Source organism: Mycobacterium basiliense, assembly GCF_900292015.1.
Lineage (GTDB): Bacteria > Actinomycetota > Actinomycetes > Mycobacteriales > Mycobacteriaceae > Mycobacterium > Mycobacterium basiliense.
Map to the genome: position 1 here is coordinate 2,593,868 of NZ_LR130759.1, position 19,202 is coordinate 2,613,069.

Consider the following 19,202-nt stretch of genomic DNA (forward strand, 5'->3'; position numbering starts at 1 on the left):
TGGTTCGGCAGCGGTGGGAAGCCGTGATGATGAACAATTACGGCACCCCGCCAATCGCGCTGGCCAGCGGGGACGGCGCCGTCGTCACCGACTTCGACGGCAAGACCTATATCGATCTGCTCGGCGGCATCGCGGTCAACGTTCTCGGCCATCGTCACCCAGCGGTCATCGAGGCCGTCACCCAGCAGATCTCGACTTTGGGTCACACTTCCAACCTATACGCCACCGAACCTGGTATCGCGCTGGCCGAGGAATTGATCGCCCTGCTGCAGACCGACGCGCAAGCGCGGGTATTCTTCTGTAACTCCGGAACCGAGGCCAATGAACTCGCGTTCAAGTTGTCACGTCTCACCGGCCGCTCGAAACTGGTTGCCGCCCAAGAAGCGTTCCACGGCAGAACAATGGGGTCGTTGGCGCTGACCGGACAGCCGACCAAACAAGCGCCGTTCGAGCCGTTGCCAGGCTACGTCACCCACGTTCCGTACGGCGATGTCGACGCATTAGCAGCCGCGGTCGACGCGGAGACTGCCGCGGTCTTTCTCGAGCCGATCATGGGCGAGTGCGGTGTCGTGGTTCCGCCCGCGGGCTATCTGCAGGCCGCGCGCGACGTCACCGCGCGGAACGGCACCCTACTGGTGGTTGACGAAGTGCAAACCGGAATGGGCCGTACTGGGCTCTTCTACGCCCACCAACACGACGGGATTACGCCAGATGTGGTGACTTTGGCCAAGGGGCTGGGGGGCGGGCTGCCGATCGGGGCTTGCCTGGCGGTGGGGCGCGCCGCCGACCTGCTCACACCCGGCCTGCACGGCAGTACGTTCGGCGGCAACCCGGTGTGCACCGCAGCAGCCCTCGCGGTGCTACGAGTGTTGGCGGCAGAGGATCTCGTTCGCCGCGCCGAGGTGCTGGGTAAGACGTTGCGGCACGGACTTGAGTCACTGGGGCACAAGGACATTGACCATACCCGCGGCCGCGGGCTGCTGACCGGAATCGTGCTTGCCGTTCCGCACGCCAAGGCCGCTGAGGCGGCGGCCCGCAGCGCCGGCTACCTGGTGAACGCGGCCGCGCCCAATGTCCTTCGGCTGGCACCGCCGCTGATTATCACCGAATCGCAGCTCGAAGGTTTCGTCGCCGAGCTGCCGGGAATCCTCGACACCGCCGGAGCACAGTCATGATCAGACATTTCTTGCGCGACGACGACCTGACCCCGGCCGAACAAGCTGAGATCCTCGCGCTTGCGGCCGAACTGAAGAGCGACCCGTTCGGCCGCCGCCCGCTAGATGGGCCGCGCGGCGTCGCGGTCATCTTCGATAAGAACTCGACCCGAACTCGGTTCTCCTTCGAAATTGGTGTTGCGCAGCTTGGTGGCCATGCCGTCGTCGTCGACAGCCACGTCACTCAGCTGGGCCGCGAAGAAACCCTGCAAGATACCGCAAAAGTGTTGTCCGGCTATGTCGATGCCATCGTGTGGCGAACTTTTGGTCAAGATCGACTGGAAGCCATGGCCGCTACCGCCACGGTGCCCATCGTTAACGCGCTTTCCGATGAATTCCATCCCTGCCAGGTGTTGGCCGATCTGCAGACCATCACCGAGCGCAAAGGGTCGCTGAGCGGATTGCGGATGTCCTACTTTGGCGACGGTGCCAACAACATGGCCCACTCGTTGATGCTCGGTGGGGTCACTGCGGGTATCCACGTCACGGTCGCCGCCCCCAGCGGTTTTGTGCCCGACCCGTCGGTGCTGGCCGCGGCCGAACAGCGTGCACAGGAAACCGGGGCCTCGGTGGCAGTGACTGCCGACGCCGAGGCCGCCGCGACCGGCGCCGACGTTTTGGTGACCGACACCTGGACTTCCATGGGGCAGGAGGATGACGGGCTGGACCGCGTCAAGCCGTTTCGACCATTCCAGGTGAACGAGCGACTGCTAGGCCTGGCGAACTCGGAAGCCATTGTGTTGCACTGCCTTCCGGCGCATCGCGGTGACGAGATCACCGACGCGGTGATGGACGGGCCGGCCAGCGCGGTGTGGGACGAGGCAGAGAACCGGCTGCACGCCCAGAAAGCCCTGCTGGTATGGCTGCTGGAGCGAGCCCGATGAAGAGCGGCACAGCCAAGGCGGCACCAGAAATCAGCGCAACCCGCGCCGGTCGCCAGGCCCGCGTGGTGGCCATCCTGTCGACCGAGTCGGTCCGCAGCCAGACCGAGCTGGCGGCGCTGCTGGCCGCAGAAGGTATCGAGGTAACCCAGGCCACGCTGTCACGTGACCTTGAAGAGCTCGGCGCGGTGAAACTGCGGGGAGCCGACGGGGGAGTCGGGGTCTACGTCGTGCCTGAAGACGGCAGCCCAGTGCGCGGGGTTGCCGGGGGCACCGACCGGCTGTCCCGGCTGCTGGGCGAGCTGTTGGTGTCCAGTGACGCCAGCGCCAACCTCGCCGTGTTACGTACCCCACCCGGCGGGGCCCACTACCTTGCCAGCGCCATCGATCGCGCGGCGCTGCCCTACGTGGTGGGCACGATCGCCGGTGATGACACCGTGTTCGTGGCGGCCCGCGCGCCGATGACCGGTGCGGAGTTGGCGAATGCCTTAGAAGACTTGAAGTAAGCCTGAAATAGACTGCTGCCGGTTTGCCGAAGTTAAGGAGTTGGTTGATGTCAGAACGCGTCATCCTGGCGTATTCCGGCGGTTTGGACACCTCGGTGGCCATTAGCTGGATCGGCAAGGAGACCGGCCGTGAGGTCGTGGCGGTTGCGATCGACCTCGGTCAGGGTGGCGAGGACATGGAGGTCATCCGTCAGCGAGCGCTGGACTGCGGCGCTGTGGAGGCCGTCGTCGTGGACGCCCGCGACGAGTTCGCCGAGGGTTACTGCCTGCCGACCATCCTGAACAACGCCCTCTACATGGATCGTTACCCGTTGGTGTCCGCGATCAGCCGCCCGCTGATCGCCAAGCACCTGGTTACGGCCGCACGCGAGCATGGCGGTGGCATTGTCGCCCACGGCTGTACTGGCAAGGGCAACGACCAAGTTCGCTTTGAAGTCGGATTTGCTTCGTTGGCGCCGGATCTGGAAGTGATGGCACCGGTGCGCGACTATGCGTGGACGCGGGAGAAGGCGATCGCGTTCGCCGAAGAGAACGCCATCCCGATCAACGTCTCTAAGCGCTCGCCGTTCTCGATCGATCAGAACGTCTGGGGTCGAGCGGTGGAAACCGGGTTCCTCGAGCATTTGTGGAACGCGCCGACGAAGGACATCTACGACTACACCGAAGACCCCACCGTCAACTGGAACACTCCCGACGAGGTGATCGTCGGGTTCGAACGCGGTGTACCGGTGTCCATCGACGGCAAGCGGAGGTCGATGCTGCAGGCCATCGAGGAGCTCAATCGGCGCGCTGGAGCGCAGGGGGTCGGGCGTCTCGATGTCGTCGAAGATCGGTTGGTTGGCATCAAGAGCCGCGAGATTTACGAGGCGCCGGGGGCGATGGTGCTCATCACCGCCCATACCGAACTCGAACACGTCACCCTGGAGCGTGAGTTGGGCCGGTTCAAGCGGCACACCGATCAACGCTGGGCCGAGCTAGTCTATGACGGTCTGTGGTACTCGCCGCTGAAGATCGCGTTGGAGAGTTTCGTCGCCAAGACGCAGGAGCACGTATCCGGTGAGGTTCGACTGGTGTTGCACGGCGGGCACATCGCCGTCAACGGTCGGCGCAGTGCTGAATCGTTGTACGACTTCAACCTCGCGACCTATGACGAGGGTGACACCTTCGATCAATCGGCTGCGAAGGGATTTGTCTACGTGCACGGCCTGTCCTCCAAACTCTCCGCTCGCCGGGACCTACAGTGACCGCCCTCTCTCCGCGAGCAGACACACAATCGCACGCACAGCCGGATATTGATGCGACTCTGTGTCTGCTCGGCATGAAGAAATGAGCACCCGGCAGGGCTCGCTGTGGGGCGGGCGGTTCGCGGGTGGACCTTCAGACGCGCTGGCCGCGCTCAGCAAGTCCACCCACTTCGACTGGGTGCTGGCGCCCTACGACATCACCGCGTCCCGGGCCCACGCGCTGGTGCTTTTTCGGGCGGGCCTGCTCACTGAGGAACAGCGCGACGGCTTGCTGGTGGGACTCGACAGCCTCGCCCAGGACGTTGCCGACGGTAGTTTCGGCCCGCTGGCCAGCGACGAGGACGTGCATGCCGCGCTGGAACGGGGGCTGATCGACCGGGTCGGGTCCGACCTGGGCGGCCGGTTGCGGGCCGGCCGCTCGCGCAACGACCAGGTGGCCACCCTGTTCCGGATGTGGTTGCGCGACGCGGTGCGCCGGGTCGGCGGCGGTGTGCTCGACGTCGTCACGGCGCTGGCCGATCAGGCCGCCGCCCACCCCACCGCCATCATGCCCGGCAAGACCCACTTGCAGTCCGCCCAGCCCATCCTGCTGGCCCATCATCTGCTGGCGCATGCTCATCCGTTGCTGCGCGACGTGGAGCGGATCGTCGACTTCGACAAGCGTGCGGCAGTGTCCCCGTACGGCTCGGGCGCGCTGGCCGGCTCTTCGCTGGGCCTGGATCCAGACGCGATCGCCGCCGATCTGGGATTCTTGGCCGCGGCGGACAATTCCGTCGATGCGACCGCGGCCCGGGATTTTGCTGCAGAGGCGGCGTTCGTGTTCGCTATGATCGGTGTCGATCTGTCGCGGCTGGCCGAGGACATCATCATTTGGAGTTCGACGGAATTTGGCTATGTGACTTTGCACGACTCCTGGTCCACCGGGAGTTCGATCATGCCGCAGAAGAAAAACCCCGATATCGCGGAGCTGGCCCGCGGAAAATCCGGGCGCTTGATCGGAAACCTGGCTGGACTGCTGGCGACGCTGAAGGCCCAACCCTTGGCTTACAACCGTGACCTTCAGGAAGACAAGGAGCCGGTGTTCGACTCGGTAACTCAATTGCAGCTGTTGCTGCCGGCGATGGCGGGACTGGTGGGCAGCCTGACTTTCCACGTCGAACGGATGGCGGCTCTGGCGCCCGCCGGTTACACCTTGGCCACCGACATCGCAGAATGGCTTGTGCGGCAAGGTGTCCCGTTTCGGTCGGCCCATGAGACCGCGGGCGCGGCGGTGCGCGCTGCGGAAAACCGCGGCGTGGGCCTGCAGGAGTTGACCGACGACGAGCTGGCCGCCATCAGCAAAGATCTGACGCCGCGGGTTCGCGAGGTGCTCACGATCGAAGGGTCGGTGTCGTCGCGTGATGCGCGCGGTGGCACCGCGCCCCGTCGAGTCATCGAACAACTGAATCTCGTTGGTGAATTGGCCGGTCGACTCCGCGGTGAGCTGATCGGCTAGGCCGGATCACCGCCAGGCCGTCAAGATTGTTGACTGTGCGGCGTCGATGGTCAGTAATACCGCCGACGTGAAATTTGTCCGGCCACGGTGAATTTCGACGACATCGCCGGATGTGAATGCGACGTATGTTGAATAGCGGCGATTTTGCGGGACCCGACAAAGACGGATAAAATTTGAAGTCTTCTTTGGGTGGGCTGGCTGACAAATTCGCTAACTGAGGACAGGGTCATGAGCGTCATCGCAGGTGTGTTCGGTGCATTGCCACCGCACCGCTATAGCCAAAGTGAGATCACCGATTCGTTTGTCCAGTTCCCCGGTCTGAAGGAACACGAAGAGATCGTTCGGCGCCTGCACGGTGCCGTCAAGGTGAACAGCCGCCAATTGGTTCTGCCGTTGGAGCAGTACCCGTCGCTGACTGATTTTGGTGATGCCAACGAGATCTTTATCGAAAAGGCGGTGGACCTCGGCGTCGAGGCCTTGACCGGTGCGCTCGATGAGGCCGAGCTGGAGCCGCAAGACGTTGACATGATCGCCACTACCACGGTCACCGGCATCGCGGTGCCCTCGCTAGATGCCCGCATCGCCGGGCGGCTCGGCCTGCGACCCGATGTGCGCAGGATGCCATTGTTCGGCCTGGGCTGCGTAGCTGGTGCAGCGGGTGTGGCCCGCCTCAACGACTACCTGCGGGGAGACCCCGACGGCGTCGCGGTCGTGATTGCCGTCGAGCTGTGCTCGCTGACCTACCCTGCGATCAAACCCACCGTGTCGGGGCTGATCGGAACCGCGCTGTTCGGTGATGGTGCGGCCGCGGTGGTCGCCGTTGGTGACCGGCGGGCCGAACAGATCGGAGCCAGCGGTCCCGACATCGTCGATTCGCGCAGCAGTCTGTATCCCGAGTCGCTGCACATAATGGGCTGGGACGTCGGTTCCCAAGGCCTTCAACTGCGACTTTCGCCCGACCTCACTGACCTCATTGAGCAGTACCTGGCCAACGACGTGGACGGTTTCCTCGCCGCCCACCAGTTGACCAAAGACGACATTGGCTCCTGGGTGAGCCATCCCGGCGGCCCCAAGGTCATCGACGCGATCACCGACAGCCTCGGCCTGCCAGCGGACGCCCTTGAGCTGTCCTGGCGTTCGCTGGGTGAGATCGGCAACCTCTCGTCGGCTTCGGTGCTGCACATCTTGCGCGACGCCATGGCCAAACCGCCGGCCAGCGGAAGCCCGGGGCTGATGATGGCGATGGGTCCCGGATTCTGCTCCGAATTGGTGTTACTTCGCTGGCACTAAAGCAGCGACTTCGACGGTCAATCCGGGCCGTGGTGACAACGCAGCAAAATTGGCCGCGCGAACCCGCTGAGCTGGCAGTCGAAGGGTGGTTCTGGCGACCAGCCGCGCAAGCATGACCGTCATCTCGGTGGTAGCCATGCTCGCTCCGATGCATCGGTGCAGTCCGCCGCTGAAGGGGATGAATTCGTGCGGCGCGGGTTTGCGGTACCCGGCGGCGTCGGGGTCCCACCGCTGCGGGCGGAATTGTGTTGGTGCGGGCCATAACTCGGGAAGTCGATGGGTGACGTACGCGCTGAAGATCAGCAGCCGCCCGGACGGGATCTTGCGTCCGTCGAACCAGAGGTCGCGCAGTACCCGCCGCGCCGAGATCACTCCCGGCGAGTACAGCCGCAGGGTTTCGTGGACAACGCCATTGAGGTAGGGGAGCGCGGGAAGGTCGTCGGCGGTCGGCGCTGCGCCACCGAGCGCTCGCTGTACTTCTTGTGCCGCGGTATCCCACGCGCCGGGGAGGGTGAGCAGCGTGTAGGCCGCCCATGCCAACGCGCCGCTGGTGGTCTCGTAGCCGGCGGTAATGAGCGAGACGACTTCATCGCGAATCTCGTTGTCGCTCAACAGCTGGCCCTCTTCGGAGCGGCCGCTGATCAGGGTCTGCAACATGTGGTCATCGGGTCTGGGATGGGTGCGCGCCTTGGCGATTTGCGCGTTGATGAGCGCATCGATGCGTTTGCGCGCGGCCATCGCCCGTCGCCAGCCCGGCGTACTGAACCGTTGCTGAAGCCGCATCACCTGCGGCGGACGGTGGGTCAAGTCCAGCAAGGGCTGCAGTTGTTCGCCCAGAAAGTCTGAGTGCACGGCGATCCGCGAGCCGAACAGGCTCTCCGCGATGCTGCGCCGCACCGCGGTCCGGAATTGTTGGTAGATGTCCAGCCGCTGTCCCGGTCGCCAGCTGTTGATCATGGCGTCAGCCGTCGCCACCATGGTTTGCACATAGTCCTGGACCTGACGGTGACGTAGGCCGGGTGCCACAACGCTGCGTCGACGACGGTGCTCGGGGCCGTCACTGACGATCAAGGCGGTCGGTCCGTCGACGGGGACCAGACTCTCGAACGTCTCGCGCCAGCTGAATGCGTCGGAATTGGCGAACACGAACTTGTTCGCCTCCCCGCCCAGCAGATAGACGAAGCCATGCCGGCCGACTCCGGCGTTAATCACCGGGCCGCGGCGCCGATGCAGCGCCAGCAACACTTCTCCGGGAGGGTAGGGCACCGTTCGGTAGGCGGTCATTCGAGCACCTCGGACAGTTCCAGCCAGCGCTCCTCGGTCGCGGAAACCTCTTGTTCCAGGATGCGCAGCTCCTCGGTCAGCCGGGCCACGCCGAGGTGGTCGGAGTGGTCATGCTCGGCCAGTTCGGTGTGCTTGGTGGCGATACGCTCGGCCAGGCGCGCAAGTTGCCGGTCGATTGTGGCCAATTCCTTCTCGGTGGCGCGGCGCTGTGCGCCCGACATCGTGCGGGGCGGCGTCGGTGCTGACTCGGCAGGCCTGGCGGTCGTACGAGCCGCCAACCGCAGGTATTCGTCGACGCCGCCGGGTAGATGGCGCAACCGGCCGTCCAGAATCGCGTACTGCTGATCGGTGACACGTTCGAGCAGATAGCGGTCGTGCGACACGACGATCAAGGTGCCCGCCCACGAGTCGAGCAGATCCTCGGTGGCGGTCAGCATGTCGGTATCGACGTCGTTGGTGGGCTCGTCGAGGAGCAGCACATTCGGCTCCGACAGCAACGTGAGCATCAGCTGCAACCGCCGCCGTTGACCGCCGGAAAGCTCGCTGACTCGCGCCGAGAGCTGACCGCGGCCAAAGCCGAGCCGTTCCAGCAGTTGGGTTGGGGTGACCTCGCGGCCGTCGACCTCATAGCCGCCGCGCAGTCTGCCCAACACGTCGGCGATCCGCTCCTCGGTGACCGCCGCTAGCGCGTCGCCTTGCTGATCGAGCACCGCCAACCGAACGGTCTTGCCGCGTTTCACGCGCCCCGAGTCCGGTTGGACGGCGCCGGCGATCAGGCCCAGCAGGGTGGACTTGCCGGCGCCATTGGCTCCGACGATGCCCGTGCGTTCACCCGGGCCGATCCGCCACTCGAGATCGCGCAGCACCGGCCGGTCCCCACCCGGTTCGAACGAGACCGACACGTCGAGCAGATCGATGACGTCCTTGCCCAGCCGGGCCGTCGCCAGCTTGGCCAGTTCGACCGTGTTCCGCAGCGGGGGTACGTCGGCGATCAGCTGGTTGGCCGCCTCGATGCGGAATTTGGGTTTCGAGGTACGCGCCGGTGGGCCCCGACGCAGCCAGGCCAATTCTTTGCGCATCAGGTTCTGCCGCTTGGCCTCGGCCGCGGCGGCCAGTCGGTCGCGCTCCACGCGCTGCAGGACGTACGCCGCGTATCCGCCCTCAAATGGCTCGACAATTCCGTCGTGCACTTCCCAGGTGGCCGTCGCGACTTCGTCGAGAAACCAGCGATCGTGGGTGACCACCAAGAGTCCGCCGGCGGTGCGGGCCCAACGTTGTTGTAGGTGGTCGGCCAGCCAGGTGATGCCCTCGATATCGAGGTGGTTGGTGGGTTCGTCGAGAGCGATCACATCCCAGTCGCCGATCAGCAGGCTGGCCAGCTGGACACGGCGGCGCTGGCCGCCACTGAGTGTGGCGACCTTTGCGTCCCAGGCGATGTCGGCCACCAGGCCGGCCACCACGTCACGGATGCGTGCCTTGCCTGCCCACTGGTGTTCCGGTTGGTCGCCGACGAGGGTCCAGCCAACGGTGCGGCTGGGGTCCAAGGTGTCCTGCTGGCTCACCGCGCCGACCCGTAAGTCGCTGCGCCGTGTCACCCGACCGGAGTCCGGGCGCACCTGCCCGGTGAGCAGGCCCAGCAGGCTGGATTTGCCGTCCCCGTTTCGTCCGACGATGCCGATGCGTGCGCCATCGTTGACGCCGAGCGTCAGCGAGTCGAATACCACCTGAGTCGGATATGCCAGGTGTACCGCTTCGGCCCCGATTAGGTGTGCCACCGGCTCAAAACTACCGGCGCGATGTGTCGCGGGTTGTCGAGGACCCGGGTGGGGCCGTCGCCCGGTAGCAGTTCTGCGGGCGGGACGGGGAGGTCGGCAGACCGGGTGACCCCGCTGCTGACACCGGCGGCCCGAGCCATCGCCGGTTGTGCGCCGCCCCACAAGATCCACTACCTGGTAGGGGTATCTGAAGAAGACGCATTTTCGGGCGATGATTTTCCTGGCGCAAGCTGCGCCGGAATGCGTTGGTGTACTGCGGATATACCTCGACAGGCGCGCCGTGTGCTGGGGTGGTGGAGTCTTGTCTCTGGGATATACCCCCCACGGAGTGTTACCGTTGTCGCTGCCATGCAGTTTGGAGCGCCCCGCCCACGACGGTGGCTGCGGTACTTGATTGCCGTAGCCGCTGTCGGCTGGCTGCTCGGTATCGCCGCGGCTTGCCAGGCTCCCGTTCGTGACATCGCGGCCAGGCCAGCATCGCCCACCCTCGTTACCGTTGCTGGCAATCTGTTTGCGAAGGCTCCGGCCGTGAGCCGTCCCGACGCGGATTGCTGCTTACCGGGTACGCATTCGTGTGCCGCTGCGGTTCAGACCGGAGTGGCGGTCCACTTGGTTGTGCTCGCCGTCGTAGTTACGGTGCTGGCTTTGGTTGTTCGACTGGCCGGAACGGCGCTGGTGACAGCGCGCGCACCACCGCGGCTCGGTCAGGTGGCCTTCGCGGGTACAGGGCGAAACGTTCTGACCCGTCTCTGCATCTCTCGTTGCTGACCCGCCAGCGGTGTGCCGTGTGCCCACCGCCATGGCAACGCGCTGCCGGGTAGGTCCGCTGCCGCGTACTCGCGGCATCTAATGCAGAAGAGAGACAGTCTCGTGAATCGTGTTTTTTCCCCAGGATGTGCTGACAACAACGCAGGGCGGGTGTGGTCATGACGCCCACCGATCGGCCCACGGCAGTGGTGATCGGGGCCGGTGTCAGCGGATGGACCACGGCGCTGGTGCTAGCGAAGCGGGGGTGGCGGGTCATTGTCGCCGCCGACCGGTTCGGCCTCGACACGGTGTCGACGATGGCCGGTGCATTGTGGGAATGGCCGTCGGCGGGGCGCGGTGCGCTCGACGACCACGCCGCACCGGCCCGATCCGCCGTCTGGGCGATTCGCTCGTACCTGCGCTTCGCTCAATTCGCCGCCGACACCCGCACCGGCGTGAGCCTGCGCCCGGCCGTGTTCTCCTTCCCCCACCGCATCGAAGAGGATCCGGTCGAGTTGGCGAAGATGACCATGATCGAACAGTTCGTGCCCGCATTTGTGCACGACTCCGCCCTTATCGACACCCACGGCATCAACCGTGCGACCGGCGTGATCGACTCCTATTGCTACCTGGCACCCACCATTGACACCGACTGGTACCTGGTATGGCTGGCGCGCGAGGCTAAGGCTGCAGGCGTGGTCGCGGACCGCCGACGCATCCGTGGGCCTTTGATCGAGCAGGAGCAGCGTTTGTGTGCCGAGTACGGCGCGCAGCTCATCGTCAATTGCGCCGGGCTGGGCGCCCGCGAGCTGGCCCAGGATGAGACCGTGGATCCGCATCGGGGCGCGTTCTTGTGGGTGGTCAACGACGGGACCAGGCAGTCGCGGGTGACGGCGGCTCATGTGTTGGAAAGCGATGCGGGATCCGATGGCCAGAATGTCCTTTCCATCGTGCCGCGCGGGGCGGATCGGCTCCTGCTGGGTGGTCTCGTTGAACCAGGTCAGCACGACACCGAACTCGACCTGACCGGCTACCCGCCGCTGCAAGAGATCTTCGATCGCTGCATCGAGTTCTTACCCGCGCTACGCGGCTCTCAACCGGACGCACTCTGTCCAGTGCAGGTCGGGCTGCGACCTTTCCGCCGCGATGGGGCGCGGGTGGAAGCTCAGCCCGGTAGCCGAATCGTGCACAACTACGGTCACGGTGGCGATGGGGTCACCCTGTCATGGGGCTGCGCTCAAGAAGTTGCCGATTTGGCGTACGGCATGCTCGCCACGCGCGGTGCTGCCTGAAGCGATCGGGGTAGTGCTCAATCGGCGCTCGGCCGGTTCCCGATCGCCGGCTGGTGAAGCGGCCGAAGACGGCTCGCTCGCGGGCCGGTTAGCGCAGCCCCGCAAACGACGTGACCAAAACCGCGCGGCGCGCAGATGTGCCATGATGACCACGCTGTCAAGGCCTACCAAGGGAGCACCCAGGAGCAGTCGTGGATCTCAATTTGTCGATGGTCACACGCCCGGTCGAGCGACTAGTGGCCACAGCCCAGAATGGCTTGGAAGTACTCCGTCTCGGAGGCCTGGAAACGGGCAGCGTTCCCTCGCCTTCGCAGATCGTCGAGAGCGTTCCCATGTACAAGCTCAGACGATACTTCCCGCCGGACAATCGGCCCGGTCAGCCACCCGTCGGTATGCCGGTGCTGATGGTGCACCCGATGATGATGTCGGCCGACATGTGGGACGTCACTCGCGAAGACGGCGCGGTGGGCATCCTGCGCGCGCGTGGGTTGGATCCCTGGGTCATCGACTTCGGCTCACCGGACAAGGTTGAGGGCGGCATGCGACGCAACCTGGCCGACCACATCGTTGCCCTCAGCCAGGCCATCGACACGGTGTACGAGACCACCGGCCATGACGTGCACCTGGTCGGCTACTCGCAAGGCGGGATGTGGTGCTATCAGGTCGCCGCCTATCGGCGCTCCAAGAACCTCGCCAGCATCGTGGCGTTCGGCTCGCCTGTGGACACCCTGGCCGCGCTACCGATGGGTATTCCGGCCAACATGGCTCCCAGCATCGCCGATTTCATGGCCGATCACGTGTTCAACCGGTTGAACATCCCAAGCTGGATGGCGCGCATGGGTTTTCAAATGATGGATCCACTCAAGACCGCCAAGGCCCGGGTCGACTTCGTACGTCAGCTGCACGACCGCGAGGCGCTACTCCCGCGGGAACAGCAGCGCAGATTCCTCGAGCGCGAAGGCTGGATTGCCTGGTCCGGCCCGGCGATTTCAGAACTGCTGAAGCAGTTCATCGCACACAACCGCATGATGACCGGCGGCTTTGCCATCAACGGCCAATTGGTGACACTCACCGACATCACCTGCCCTGTGCTGGCGTTCGTCGGCGAGGTCGACGACATCGGTCAGCCGGCCTCGGTGCGCGGCATCAGGCGAGCGGCTCCCAATACCGATGTTTACGAATGTTTGATCCGGACCGGCCATTTTGGCCTGGTCGTTGGATCCAGAGCGGCGCAGCAGAGCTGGCCGACCGTCGCCGATTGGGTGGACTGGCTTTCCAGCGGTGGTGACAAGCCGGCCCACATCAACCCGATGGTCGAGCAGCCGGCCGAACACACCGACAGCGGGGTGGTGTGGAGCTCGCGGCTCGCGCACGGCCTCGGAGAGGTTTCCGAGGCGGCACTGGCCCTTGCCCGCGGTACCGCCGACGCCGTCGTCGCCGCCAACCGCTCCGTGCGGACGTTGGCCGTCGAAACGGTTCGCACCCTGCCGCGTCTGGCCCGACTCGGACAGCTCAATGACCACACCCGAATTTCGCTGGGCCGCATTATTGACGAACAGGCACACGACGCTCCGCGTGGCGAATTCCTGTTGTTCGACGGCCGCGTGCATACCTACGAGGCCGTCAACCGGCGCATCAACAACGTCGTTCGCGGACTAATCGAAGTGGGAGTACGCCAAGGCGACCGAGTGGGCGTGTTGATGGAGACCCGGCCCAGCGCCCTGGTCGCGATCGCGGCGCTGTCCCGGTTGGGCGCGGTCGCCGTGTTGATGCGCCAAGACGTCGATCTGTCCGCGCAGGTTCGGCTCGGGGGAGCGACCGAGATCATCACCGACCCCACCAACCTCAGTGCCGCCCGCCAGTTGCCGGGGCAGGTGCTGGTGCTGGGCGGTGGCGAGTCGCGCGATCTGGACCTGCCGGAGGATGCCGACGTCATCGACATGGAGCAGATCGACCCAGATGCTGTCCAACTGCCCGCCTGGTATCGGCAGAACCCCGGTCTGGCCCGGGACCTAGCGTTCATCGCGTTTAGCGGGATCGGCGGCGAGCTGGTTGCCAAGCAGATCACCAATTACCGCTGGGCGGTGTCGGCCTTCGGAACGGCATCCACCGCGGCCCTGGACCGCAAGGACACCGTGTATTGCTTGACCCCGCTGCACCATGAGTCCGCGCTGCTGGTCAGCTTGGGCGGTGCCGTCGTGGGTGGCGCCCGCATCGCACTTTCGCGCGGCCTGCGCTCGGACCGGTTTATCCAGGAAGTGCGACAGTACGGGGTCACCGTCGTGTCCTACACCTGGGCGATGCTGCGCGACGTCGTTGACGACCCGGGTTTTGCCTTGCACGGCAACCATCCGGTACGCCTGTTCATCGGCTCGGGCATGCCCACCGGGCTGTGGGAGCGCGTCGTCGACGCGTTCGCGCCGGCGCACGTCGTCGAGTTCTTTGCCACCACTGACGGACAAGCCGTGTTGGCCAATGTGTCCGGCGCCAAGGTTGGCAGCAAAGGCCGGCCGTTGCCCGGCGCCGGACGCGTTGAGCTGGGCGCCTACGACGCCGAGAATGACCTGATTCTGGAGAACGACCTCGGCTTCGTCCAGATCGCGGAGGTCAACCAGATCGGCGTACTGCTGGCCCAGTCGCGGGGCCCCATCGATCCCACCGCGTCGGTCAAACGCGGGGTCTTTGCGCCGGCCGACACCTGGATTTCCACCGAGTATCTGTTCCGGCGCGACGACGAAGGGGATTTCTGGCTGGCAGGACGGCGCGGGTCGGTGGTGCGCACCGCGCGCGGAATGGTCTATGCCGAGCCGGTTACCGATGCGATCGGACTCATCACCGGCGTCGACCTGGCGGTCACCTACGACGTCTCCGTCGGCGGTCATGAGCTTGCGATATCAGCGGTGACATTGCGACCCGGAGCCACCATCACCGCGGCCGATTTGACCGACGCGGTGGCGGCCATGCCGGTCGGGGTAGGCCCCGACATCGTGCACGTGGTGCCAAAGCTATCCCTCGGCGCGACCTATCGTCCAACCGCGGGTGCGCTGCGGGCGGCCGGGGTTCCTAAGTCGGGGCGCCAAGCGTGGTTCTTCGACGCCGCAACTAGGGAGTTCCGTCGGCTGACTTCGGCTGCACGCGCCGACCTCATCGGGGAGAAACCCGCCCATGCTTGACGAAAAGCTGTTGAAAATTCTGGTGTGCCCGGCTGACCGGGGTCCGCTCTTGCTCGTGGATGAGGGTAGAGCGCTCTATAACCCGCGGCTGCGCCGCGCCTACCCGGTCGAGGATGGCATCCCGGTCCTGCTGGTCGATCAGGCCCGTGACGTGGGCGACGACGAGCACGCCGGATTCACGGCAACAGGTCTTCCGGCAGATCGCCCGTGAGGTAGCGCTGCAGGTTCGGAGCGATCGTCTCCGCGACGATTTCGGGCGGCAGCGATGCGAATGGCTCGATCTTCAAGATGTAGCGAGCCATCACCACGCCCAATAACTGCGAGGCAACGAACTGGGCACGCAGCATGCCTGTTCCCGCCGGATTGTCCACTCGGGAACCGACTTCCGCCGCCACCACCTCTTCGATGAACGACCTCGCCAGCGCGACCTCAGAGCCAGCCATGATGGACCTCAAAGTGGCGATGAGCCCGGCGCCCAGCTCCGAATCCCACAGCGGCAGCAGCACCGATGGCAGCTTTAGCCCGAGTTGGTCGACGGGTGTCTGTGCCATTTGTGCTAGCACGATCGTCGGGTCGATCGGGAGACGAATTGCGGCCGCGAAAAGCCGTTCCTTGTTGCCGAAATAGTGATGGACCAGCGCGGCATCCACCCCGGCCGCCGCGGCGACCGCACGGATCGATGTCCTATCGATACCGTTGTGCGCAAACAACTCTCGCGCGCTGGACAGGATGCGTCCCTTGGTGTCGGAGTTGCCGGCGGGCCGACCGGGTCGTCTGCGTCCGTTGTTGATGGTCTCCACGTTACGATGTCCGTCGCCGCAGGGTCGCAGCAGCCAGGCATAGCGAGGCAACCGCGAAAACCAGCACGACGACGATGTCGCGAATGGCCACATAGGTCAGCTCCGGATGGGCTCCCACTTGCTGTAGTGCCTCCAGCGCGTAGCTGGCCGGCATCGCGTTGCTGATCCACTCCAACCAGGTGGGCATCACCGCTCGGGGAACGATAATGCCGGCCAGCAGCAGCTGCGGCACCATCACCAGGGGGATGAACTGCACGGCCTGAAACTCGGTACGGGCAAAGGCGCTGAACAACAAGCCCAGCCCGACGCCGAGAATTGCGTTGACGATCGCGATCACGAACACCCAGATCGGGCTGCCCGCGGTGTCGAAGCCCAACACCCAAAACGACATGATGCACGCCACCGTCGCTTGCAGTGCCGCCGCGATCGAGAAAGCCGTGCCGTAGCCGATCAGCAAGTCCAGCCGACGAAGTGGTGTGGTCAGTACGCGTTCCAAGGTCCCCGACGCGCGCTCACGCTGCATCGTGATCGACGTGATGATGAACATCACGAAGAGCGGAAAGAGGCCCAGCAGTATCAGGCAAGCATTGTTGAACGGAGTCGGGGTGTCAGGGGGGTGGGGTGCATCGTGGAACATGAAATACATCAGCGTGATCACCAGCACCGGTACCAGCAGGATCATCGCGACGCTGCGATGATCGGCTGCCAGCTGGCGCAAGATACGGGCGGTGGTGGCGGTGTATGCCCGCAGACCTATCCGGTTGGGCGCGCCGTGGTGCGTCGGATTATGGAAAGAAACGCTTCCTCCAGCGACATGCATCCAGTGTCCTCTCGTAGTTGAGTCGGGGTGGTGTGCGCCACCAGGCGGCCGTCGCGCATCAGCAACAAATCAGCGCAGTGGTCGGCTTCGTCCATCACGTGACTGGAGACCAGCAATGTGGTTCCGGCACTCGCCAATTCGGCGAACTGCTGCCAAAGGTCGAAGCGCAGAACCGGATCGAGGCCCACCGTGGGTTCATCGAGCACAAGCAGGGCGGGATGGCACACCAGGGCGCACGCCAGCGACACTCTGGTGCGTTGGCCGCCGGAAAGGTTGGCGCAGTAGTCGGTGCGGTGATCGGTCAGACCCACCCGCGCGATGGCATCGTCGGCGGCTCGGCCGTCGTAACCGTAGATCGACGCGAAGTAGCGAACGTTGTCGATGATCCGCAGGTCGTAGTAAATCGCGGGGTCCTGCGGTAAGTACCCGACTTGGCGGCGCAGCGCACCGGAGCCGGCCGGCTGATCGAGAACGGTCACGCTGCCGGACGCCACGATCTGCGTGCCGACAATGCTGCGCATCAAGGTGGTCTTGCCGCAGCCCGACGGTCCCAGCAGGCCGGTGATGGTGCCGCGGGCGATATCAACCGAAAAGTCATGTAGTGCGGTGTGTTTGCCGCGCAGCACCCGCAGATGCGCAATGCTGATAGCCGGCTGTGAGACACCTGGAAAGAATTCATCAGACGATGAAGTCATCATGTGTTGAATTGTGGGCCTCATGCCCGCAAAAGTCAACGGACATGGTGCACAATCTCTTCGATGAATCCTGAGCAGTTGGTGGTCGATCCGCTCGCCGCCGCGCACCGACTGCTCGGTGCCACCATCACCGGGCGAGGTGTGTGCGGCGTCGTCGTCGAAGTCGAGGCCTATGGCGGGATGCCCGACGGCCCCTGGCCGGACGCCGCCGCGCATTCCTACCGGGGCCGCAGCGTCCGAAACGCGGTGATGTTTGGGCCGCCCGGCCGGCTCTACACCTACCGCAGCCACGGAATCCACGTCTGTGCAAATGTCGCGTGCGGTCCGGACGGCACCGCGGCGGCGGTCTTGCTTAGGGCCTGCGCCATCGCCGACGGTGTCGATGTGGCACGAACGCGCCGCGGTGAATTGGTCCGCACCGCCGCGCTGGCGCGTGGTCCGGGCAATTTGTGCTCTGCGTTGGGAATCACCATGGACGACAACGGGATTGATCTATTCGATGAGGCCAGTCCGGTGACGGTGCGGCTGCATGAACCGCTGCGCGCGGAGTCGGGACCACGGGTCGGGATTAGTCAGGCCGCCGACCGGCCCTGGCGGTTGTGGCTCGCGGGGCGACCCGAGGTGTCGGCTTACCGGCGAAGTCCGCGGGCGCCGGTAGCGGGTGCCAGCGACTAGAGTCTTGCGCGATGTCATCTGAGTCTTTTGGGTCAAGCGGGATCCTCGAGGAGCTGGGTTGGCGCGGGTTGATCGCGCAGTCCACCGACCGTGACGAACTGTCCGCCGAAGCGCGGCGGGCCCCCATGACGGTGTATGCGGGGTTCGACCCCACGGCGGCCAGCCTGCATGCCGGTCACCTGGTGCCGTTGCTGGCGTTGCGCCGTTTTCAGCGGGCCGGTCACCGCCCCATCGTGCTCGCCGGCGGAGCCACCGGCATGATCGGTGACCCGCGCGAGGTGGGGGAGCGCAGTCTGCGCGACTCCGACACCGTAGCCGAGTGGACCGAGCGGATCCGTGGGCAGCTGGAACGGTTTGTCGACTTCGACGGATCTGCGAACGGCGCGATCGTCGAGAACAACCTGGAATGGACGGCCGCCATGTCGACCATCGAGTTTCTACGCGATGTCGGCAAGCACTTTTCGGTCAACGTGATGCTGGATCGCGACACGATCAGACGGCGCCTCGCCGGGGAGGGCATCTCCTACACCGAGTTCAGCTACATGCTGCTACAGGCCAACGACTACGTCGAGTTACACCGTCGGCATGGCTGCACGCTGCAAATTGGCGGTTCGGACCAGTGGGGGAACATCATCGCCGGGGTCCGTCTGGTGCGCCAAAAGCTGGGTGCCGCGGTACATGCCCTGACGGTGCCGCTGGTGACCGCCGCCGACGGCACAAAGTTCGGCAAATCCACCGGCGGTGGGAGCCTGTGGCTAGATCCGCAGCTGACCAGTCCCTATGCCTGGTATCAGTACTTCGTCAATACCGTCGACGCCGACGTGATCCGGTACCTGCGCTGGTTCACCTTCCTGTCCGCCGACGAGCTGGCCGAGCTGGAACAGGCGACCGCCGAACGTCCCCAACAACGCCTTGCCCAACGACGGCTGGCCGCTGAGCTCACCAATCTGGTGCACGGAGAGGCGGCCACCCAAGCCGTTGAGCACGCCAGTCGGGCGTTGTTCGGGCACGGCGAGCTGGACCGGCTCGACGAGGCGACGCTGGGCGCGGCGCTGCGGGAAACAACCATCGCCGAGCTTAAACCGGGTAGCGCAGACGGCATCGTGGACCTGTTGGTGGCCAGCGGCCTATCGGCCAGCAAGGGCGCGGCGCGGCGCACCATCAGCGAAGGCGGCGTTTCGGTCAACAACGCTCGCATCGACACCGACGACTGGAAACCGCAAACCTCGGACTTCCTGCATGGTCGGTGGCTGGTGCTGCGGCGCGGCAAGCGCAATATCGCCGGGGTGGAACGAGTCGGCTAAGCCGTCG

At 65.1% G+C, this 19,202-nt stretch carries 17 protein-coding genes; 12 read left to right on the forward strand and 5 right to left on the reverse strand.

Going from position 1 to position 19,202, the window contains the following annotated elements; translation table 11 throughout:
• Window positions 1-26 precede the first annotated feature (26 nt).
• The 6 genes from MB901379_RS11060 to MB901379_RS11085 all read left to right on the forward strand — a co-directional run bounded on the left by MB901379_RS11060 (window position 27) and on the right by MB901379_RS11085 (window position 6,630).
• Entirely contained in the window at window positions 27-1,175 is a 1,149-nt protein-coding gene (locus MB901379_RS11060) for an acetylornithine transaminase (RefSeq protein WP_158019103.1), read from the forward strand.
• Window positions 1,172-2,098, forward strand: a complete 927-nt coding sequence (argF, locus tag MB901379_RS11065; RefSeq protein ID WP_158016738.1) for an ornithine carbamoyltransferase — start codon at window positions 1,172-1,174, stop codon at window positions 2,096-2,098. Before MB901379_RS11060 ends, argF begins: the two co-directional genes overlap by 4 nt.
• Window positions 2,095-2,601, forward strand: coding sequence for an arginine repressor (locus tag MB901379_RS11070; RefSeq protein ID WP_158016739.1), 507 nt, complete (start codon window positions 2,095-2,097; stop codon window positions 2,599-2,601). The genes argF and MB901379_RS11070 overlap by 4 nt, the downstream gene beginning before the upstream one ends.
• A 47-nt stretch (window positions 2,602-2,648) precedes the next feature.
• Entirely contained in the window at window positions 2,649-3,845 is a 1,197-nt protein-coding gene (locus tag MB901379_RS11075; RefSeq protein WP_158016740.1) for an argininosuccinate synthase, read from the forward strand.
• Between the two features lie 82 nt (window positions 3,846-3,927).
• Window positions 3,928-5,340 (forward strand): argininosuccinate lyase, encoded by a 1,413-nt coding sequence (argH, locus tag MB901379_RS11080; protein WP_158016741.1) that lies wholly within the window; start codon window positions 3,928-3,930, stop codon window positions 5,338-5,340.
• 228 nt (window positions 5,341-5,568) lie between these two features.
• The gene (locus tag MB901379_RS11085) at window positions 5,569-6,630 is read left to right on the forward strand and encodes a type III polyketide synthase (protein WP_158016742.1); all 1,062 of its coding nucleotides are present in this window, start codon (window positions 5,569-5,571) and stop codon (window positions 6,628-6,630) included.
• On the opposite strand, the gene MB901379_RS11090 is transcribed toward MB901379_RS11085, so the two are convergent.
• Both MB901379_RS11090 and MB901379_RS11095 read right to left on the reverse strand, forming a co-directional pair.
• Window positions 6,613-7,896 (reverse strand): cytochrome P450, encoded by a 1,284-nt coding sequence (locus MB901379_RS11090; RefSeq protein WP_158019104.1) that lies wholly within the window; start codon window positions 7,894-7,896, stop codon window positions 6,613-6,615. The two genes, MB901379_RS11085 and MB901379_RS11090, sit on opposite strands and share 18 nt — an antisense overlap.
• A 14-nt stretch (window positions 7,897-7,910) precedes the next feature.
• Window positions 7,911-9,689 (reverse strand): ABC-F family ATP-binding cassette domain-containing protein, encoded by a 1,779-nt coding sequence (locus MB901379_RS11095; RefSeq protein WP_158016743.1) that lies wholly within the window; start codon window positions 9,687-9,689, stop codon window positions 7,911-7,913.
• 348 nt (window positions 9,690-10,037) lie between these two features.
• On the opposite strand from MB901379_RS11095, the gene lpqS reads away from it, so the two are divergent.
• The 4 genes from lpqS (at window position 10,038) to MB901379_RS11110 (ending at window position 15,112) form a co-directional block, all read left to right on the forward strand.
• Window positions 10,038-10,457: a putative copper homeostasis (lipo)protein LpqS gene (gene lpqS / locus MB901379_RS25425; RefSeq protein ID WP_456319947.1), complete on the forward strand. Its 420-nt coding sequence runs from the start codon at window positions 10,038-10,040 to the stop codon at window positions 10,455-10,457.
• 158 nt (window positions 10,458-10,615) lie between these two features.
• A complete protein-coding gene (locus MB901379_RS11100) occupies window positions 10,616-11,728 on the forward strand; it encodes an FAD-dependent oxidoreductase (RefSeq protein ID WP_158016744.1) in 1,113 nt (370 codons plus the stop codon).
• Window positions 11,729-11,937: 209 nt separating this feature from the next.
• Complete coding sequence (locus tag MB901379_RS11105) at window positions 11,938-14,901, forward strand: acyl-CoA synthetase (RefSeq protein ID WP_232022108.1); 2,964 nt, start codon at window positions 11,938-11,940, stop codon at window positions 14,899-14,901.
• A complete protein-coding gene (locus MB901379_RS11110; protein WP_158016746.1) occupies window positions 14,894-15,112 on the forward strand; it encodes a Trm112 family protein in 219 nt (72 codons plus the stop codon). The genes MB901379_RS11105 and MB901379_RS11110 overlap by 8 nt, the downstream gene beginning before the upstream one ends.
• Here the strand turns inward: MB901379_RS11110 and MB901379_RS11115 are convergent.
• Genes MB901379_RS11115 through MB901379_RS11125 form a run of 3 tightly spaced genes read right to left on the reverse strand, consistent with a single transcriptional unit; the run spans window position 15,078 to window position 17,219 of the window.
• Window positions 15,078-15,701: a TetR/AcrR family transcriptional regulator gene (locus MB901379_RS11115; protein ID WP_158016747.1), complete on the reverse strand. Its 624-nt coding sequence runs from the start codon at window positions 15,699-15,701 to the stop codon at window positions 15,078-15,080. The two genes, MB901379_RS11110 and MB901379_RS11115, sit on opposite strands and share 35 nt — an antisense overlap.
• Window position 15,702: 1 nt before the next feature.
• Window positions 15,703-16,452, reverse strand: coding sequence for an ABC transporter permease (locus MB901379_RS11120; RefSeq protein ID WP_232022109.1), 750 nt, complete (start codon window positions 16,450-16,452; stop codon window positions 15,703-15,705).
• A gap of 2 nt (window positions 16,453-16,454) precedes the next feature.
• Complete coding sequence (locus MB901379_RS11125; RefSeq protein WP_158016748.1) at window positions 16,455-17,219, reverse strand: ABC transporter ATP-binding protein; 765 nt, start codon at window positions 17,217-17,219, stop codon at window positions 16,455-16,457.
• A gap of 60 nt (window positions 17,220-17,279) precedes the next feature.
• On the opposite strand from MB901379_RS11125, the gene MB901379_RS11130 reads away from it, so the two are divergent.
• Both MB901379_RS11130 and tyrS read left to right on the forward strand, forming a co-directional pair.
• Window positions 17,280-17,891, forward strand: a complete 612-nt coding sequence (locus MB901379_RS11130; RefSeq protein WP_158016749.1) for a DNA-3-methyladenine glycosylase — start codon at window positions 17,280-17,282, stop codon at window positions 17,889-17,891.
• 11 nt (window positions 17,892-17,902) lie between these two features.
• Complete coding sequence (gene tyrS, locus MB901379_RS11135) at window positions 17,903-19,195, forward strand: tyrosine--tRNA ligase (RefSeq protein WP_158016750.1); 1,293 nt, start codon at window positions 17,903-17,905, stop codon at window positions 19,193-19,195.
• The last annotated feature ends 7 nt before the right edge of the window (window positions 19,196-19,202 follow it).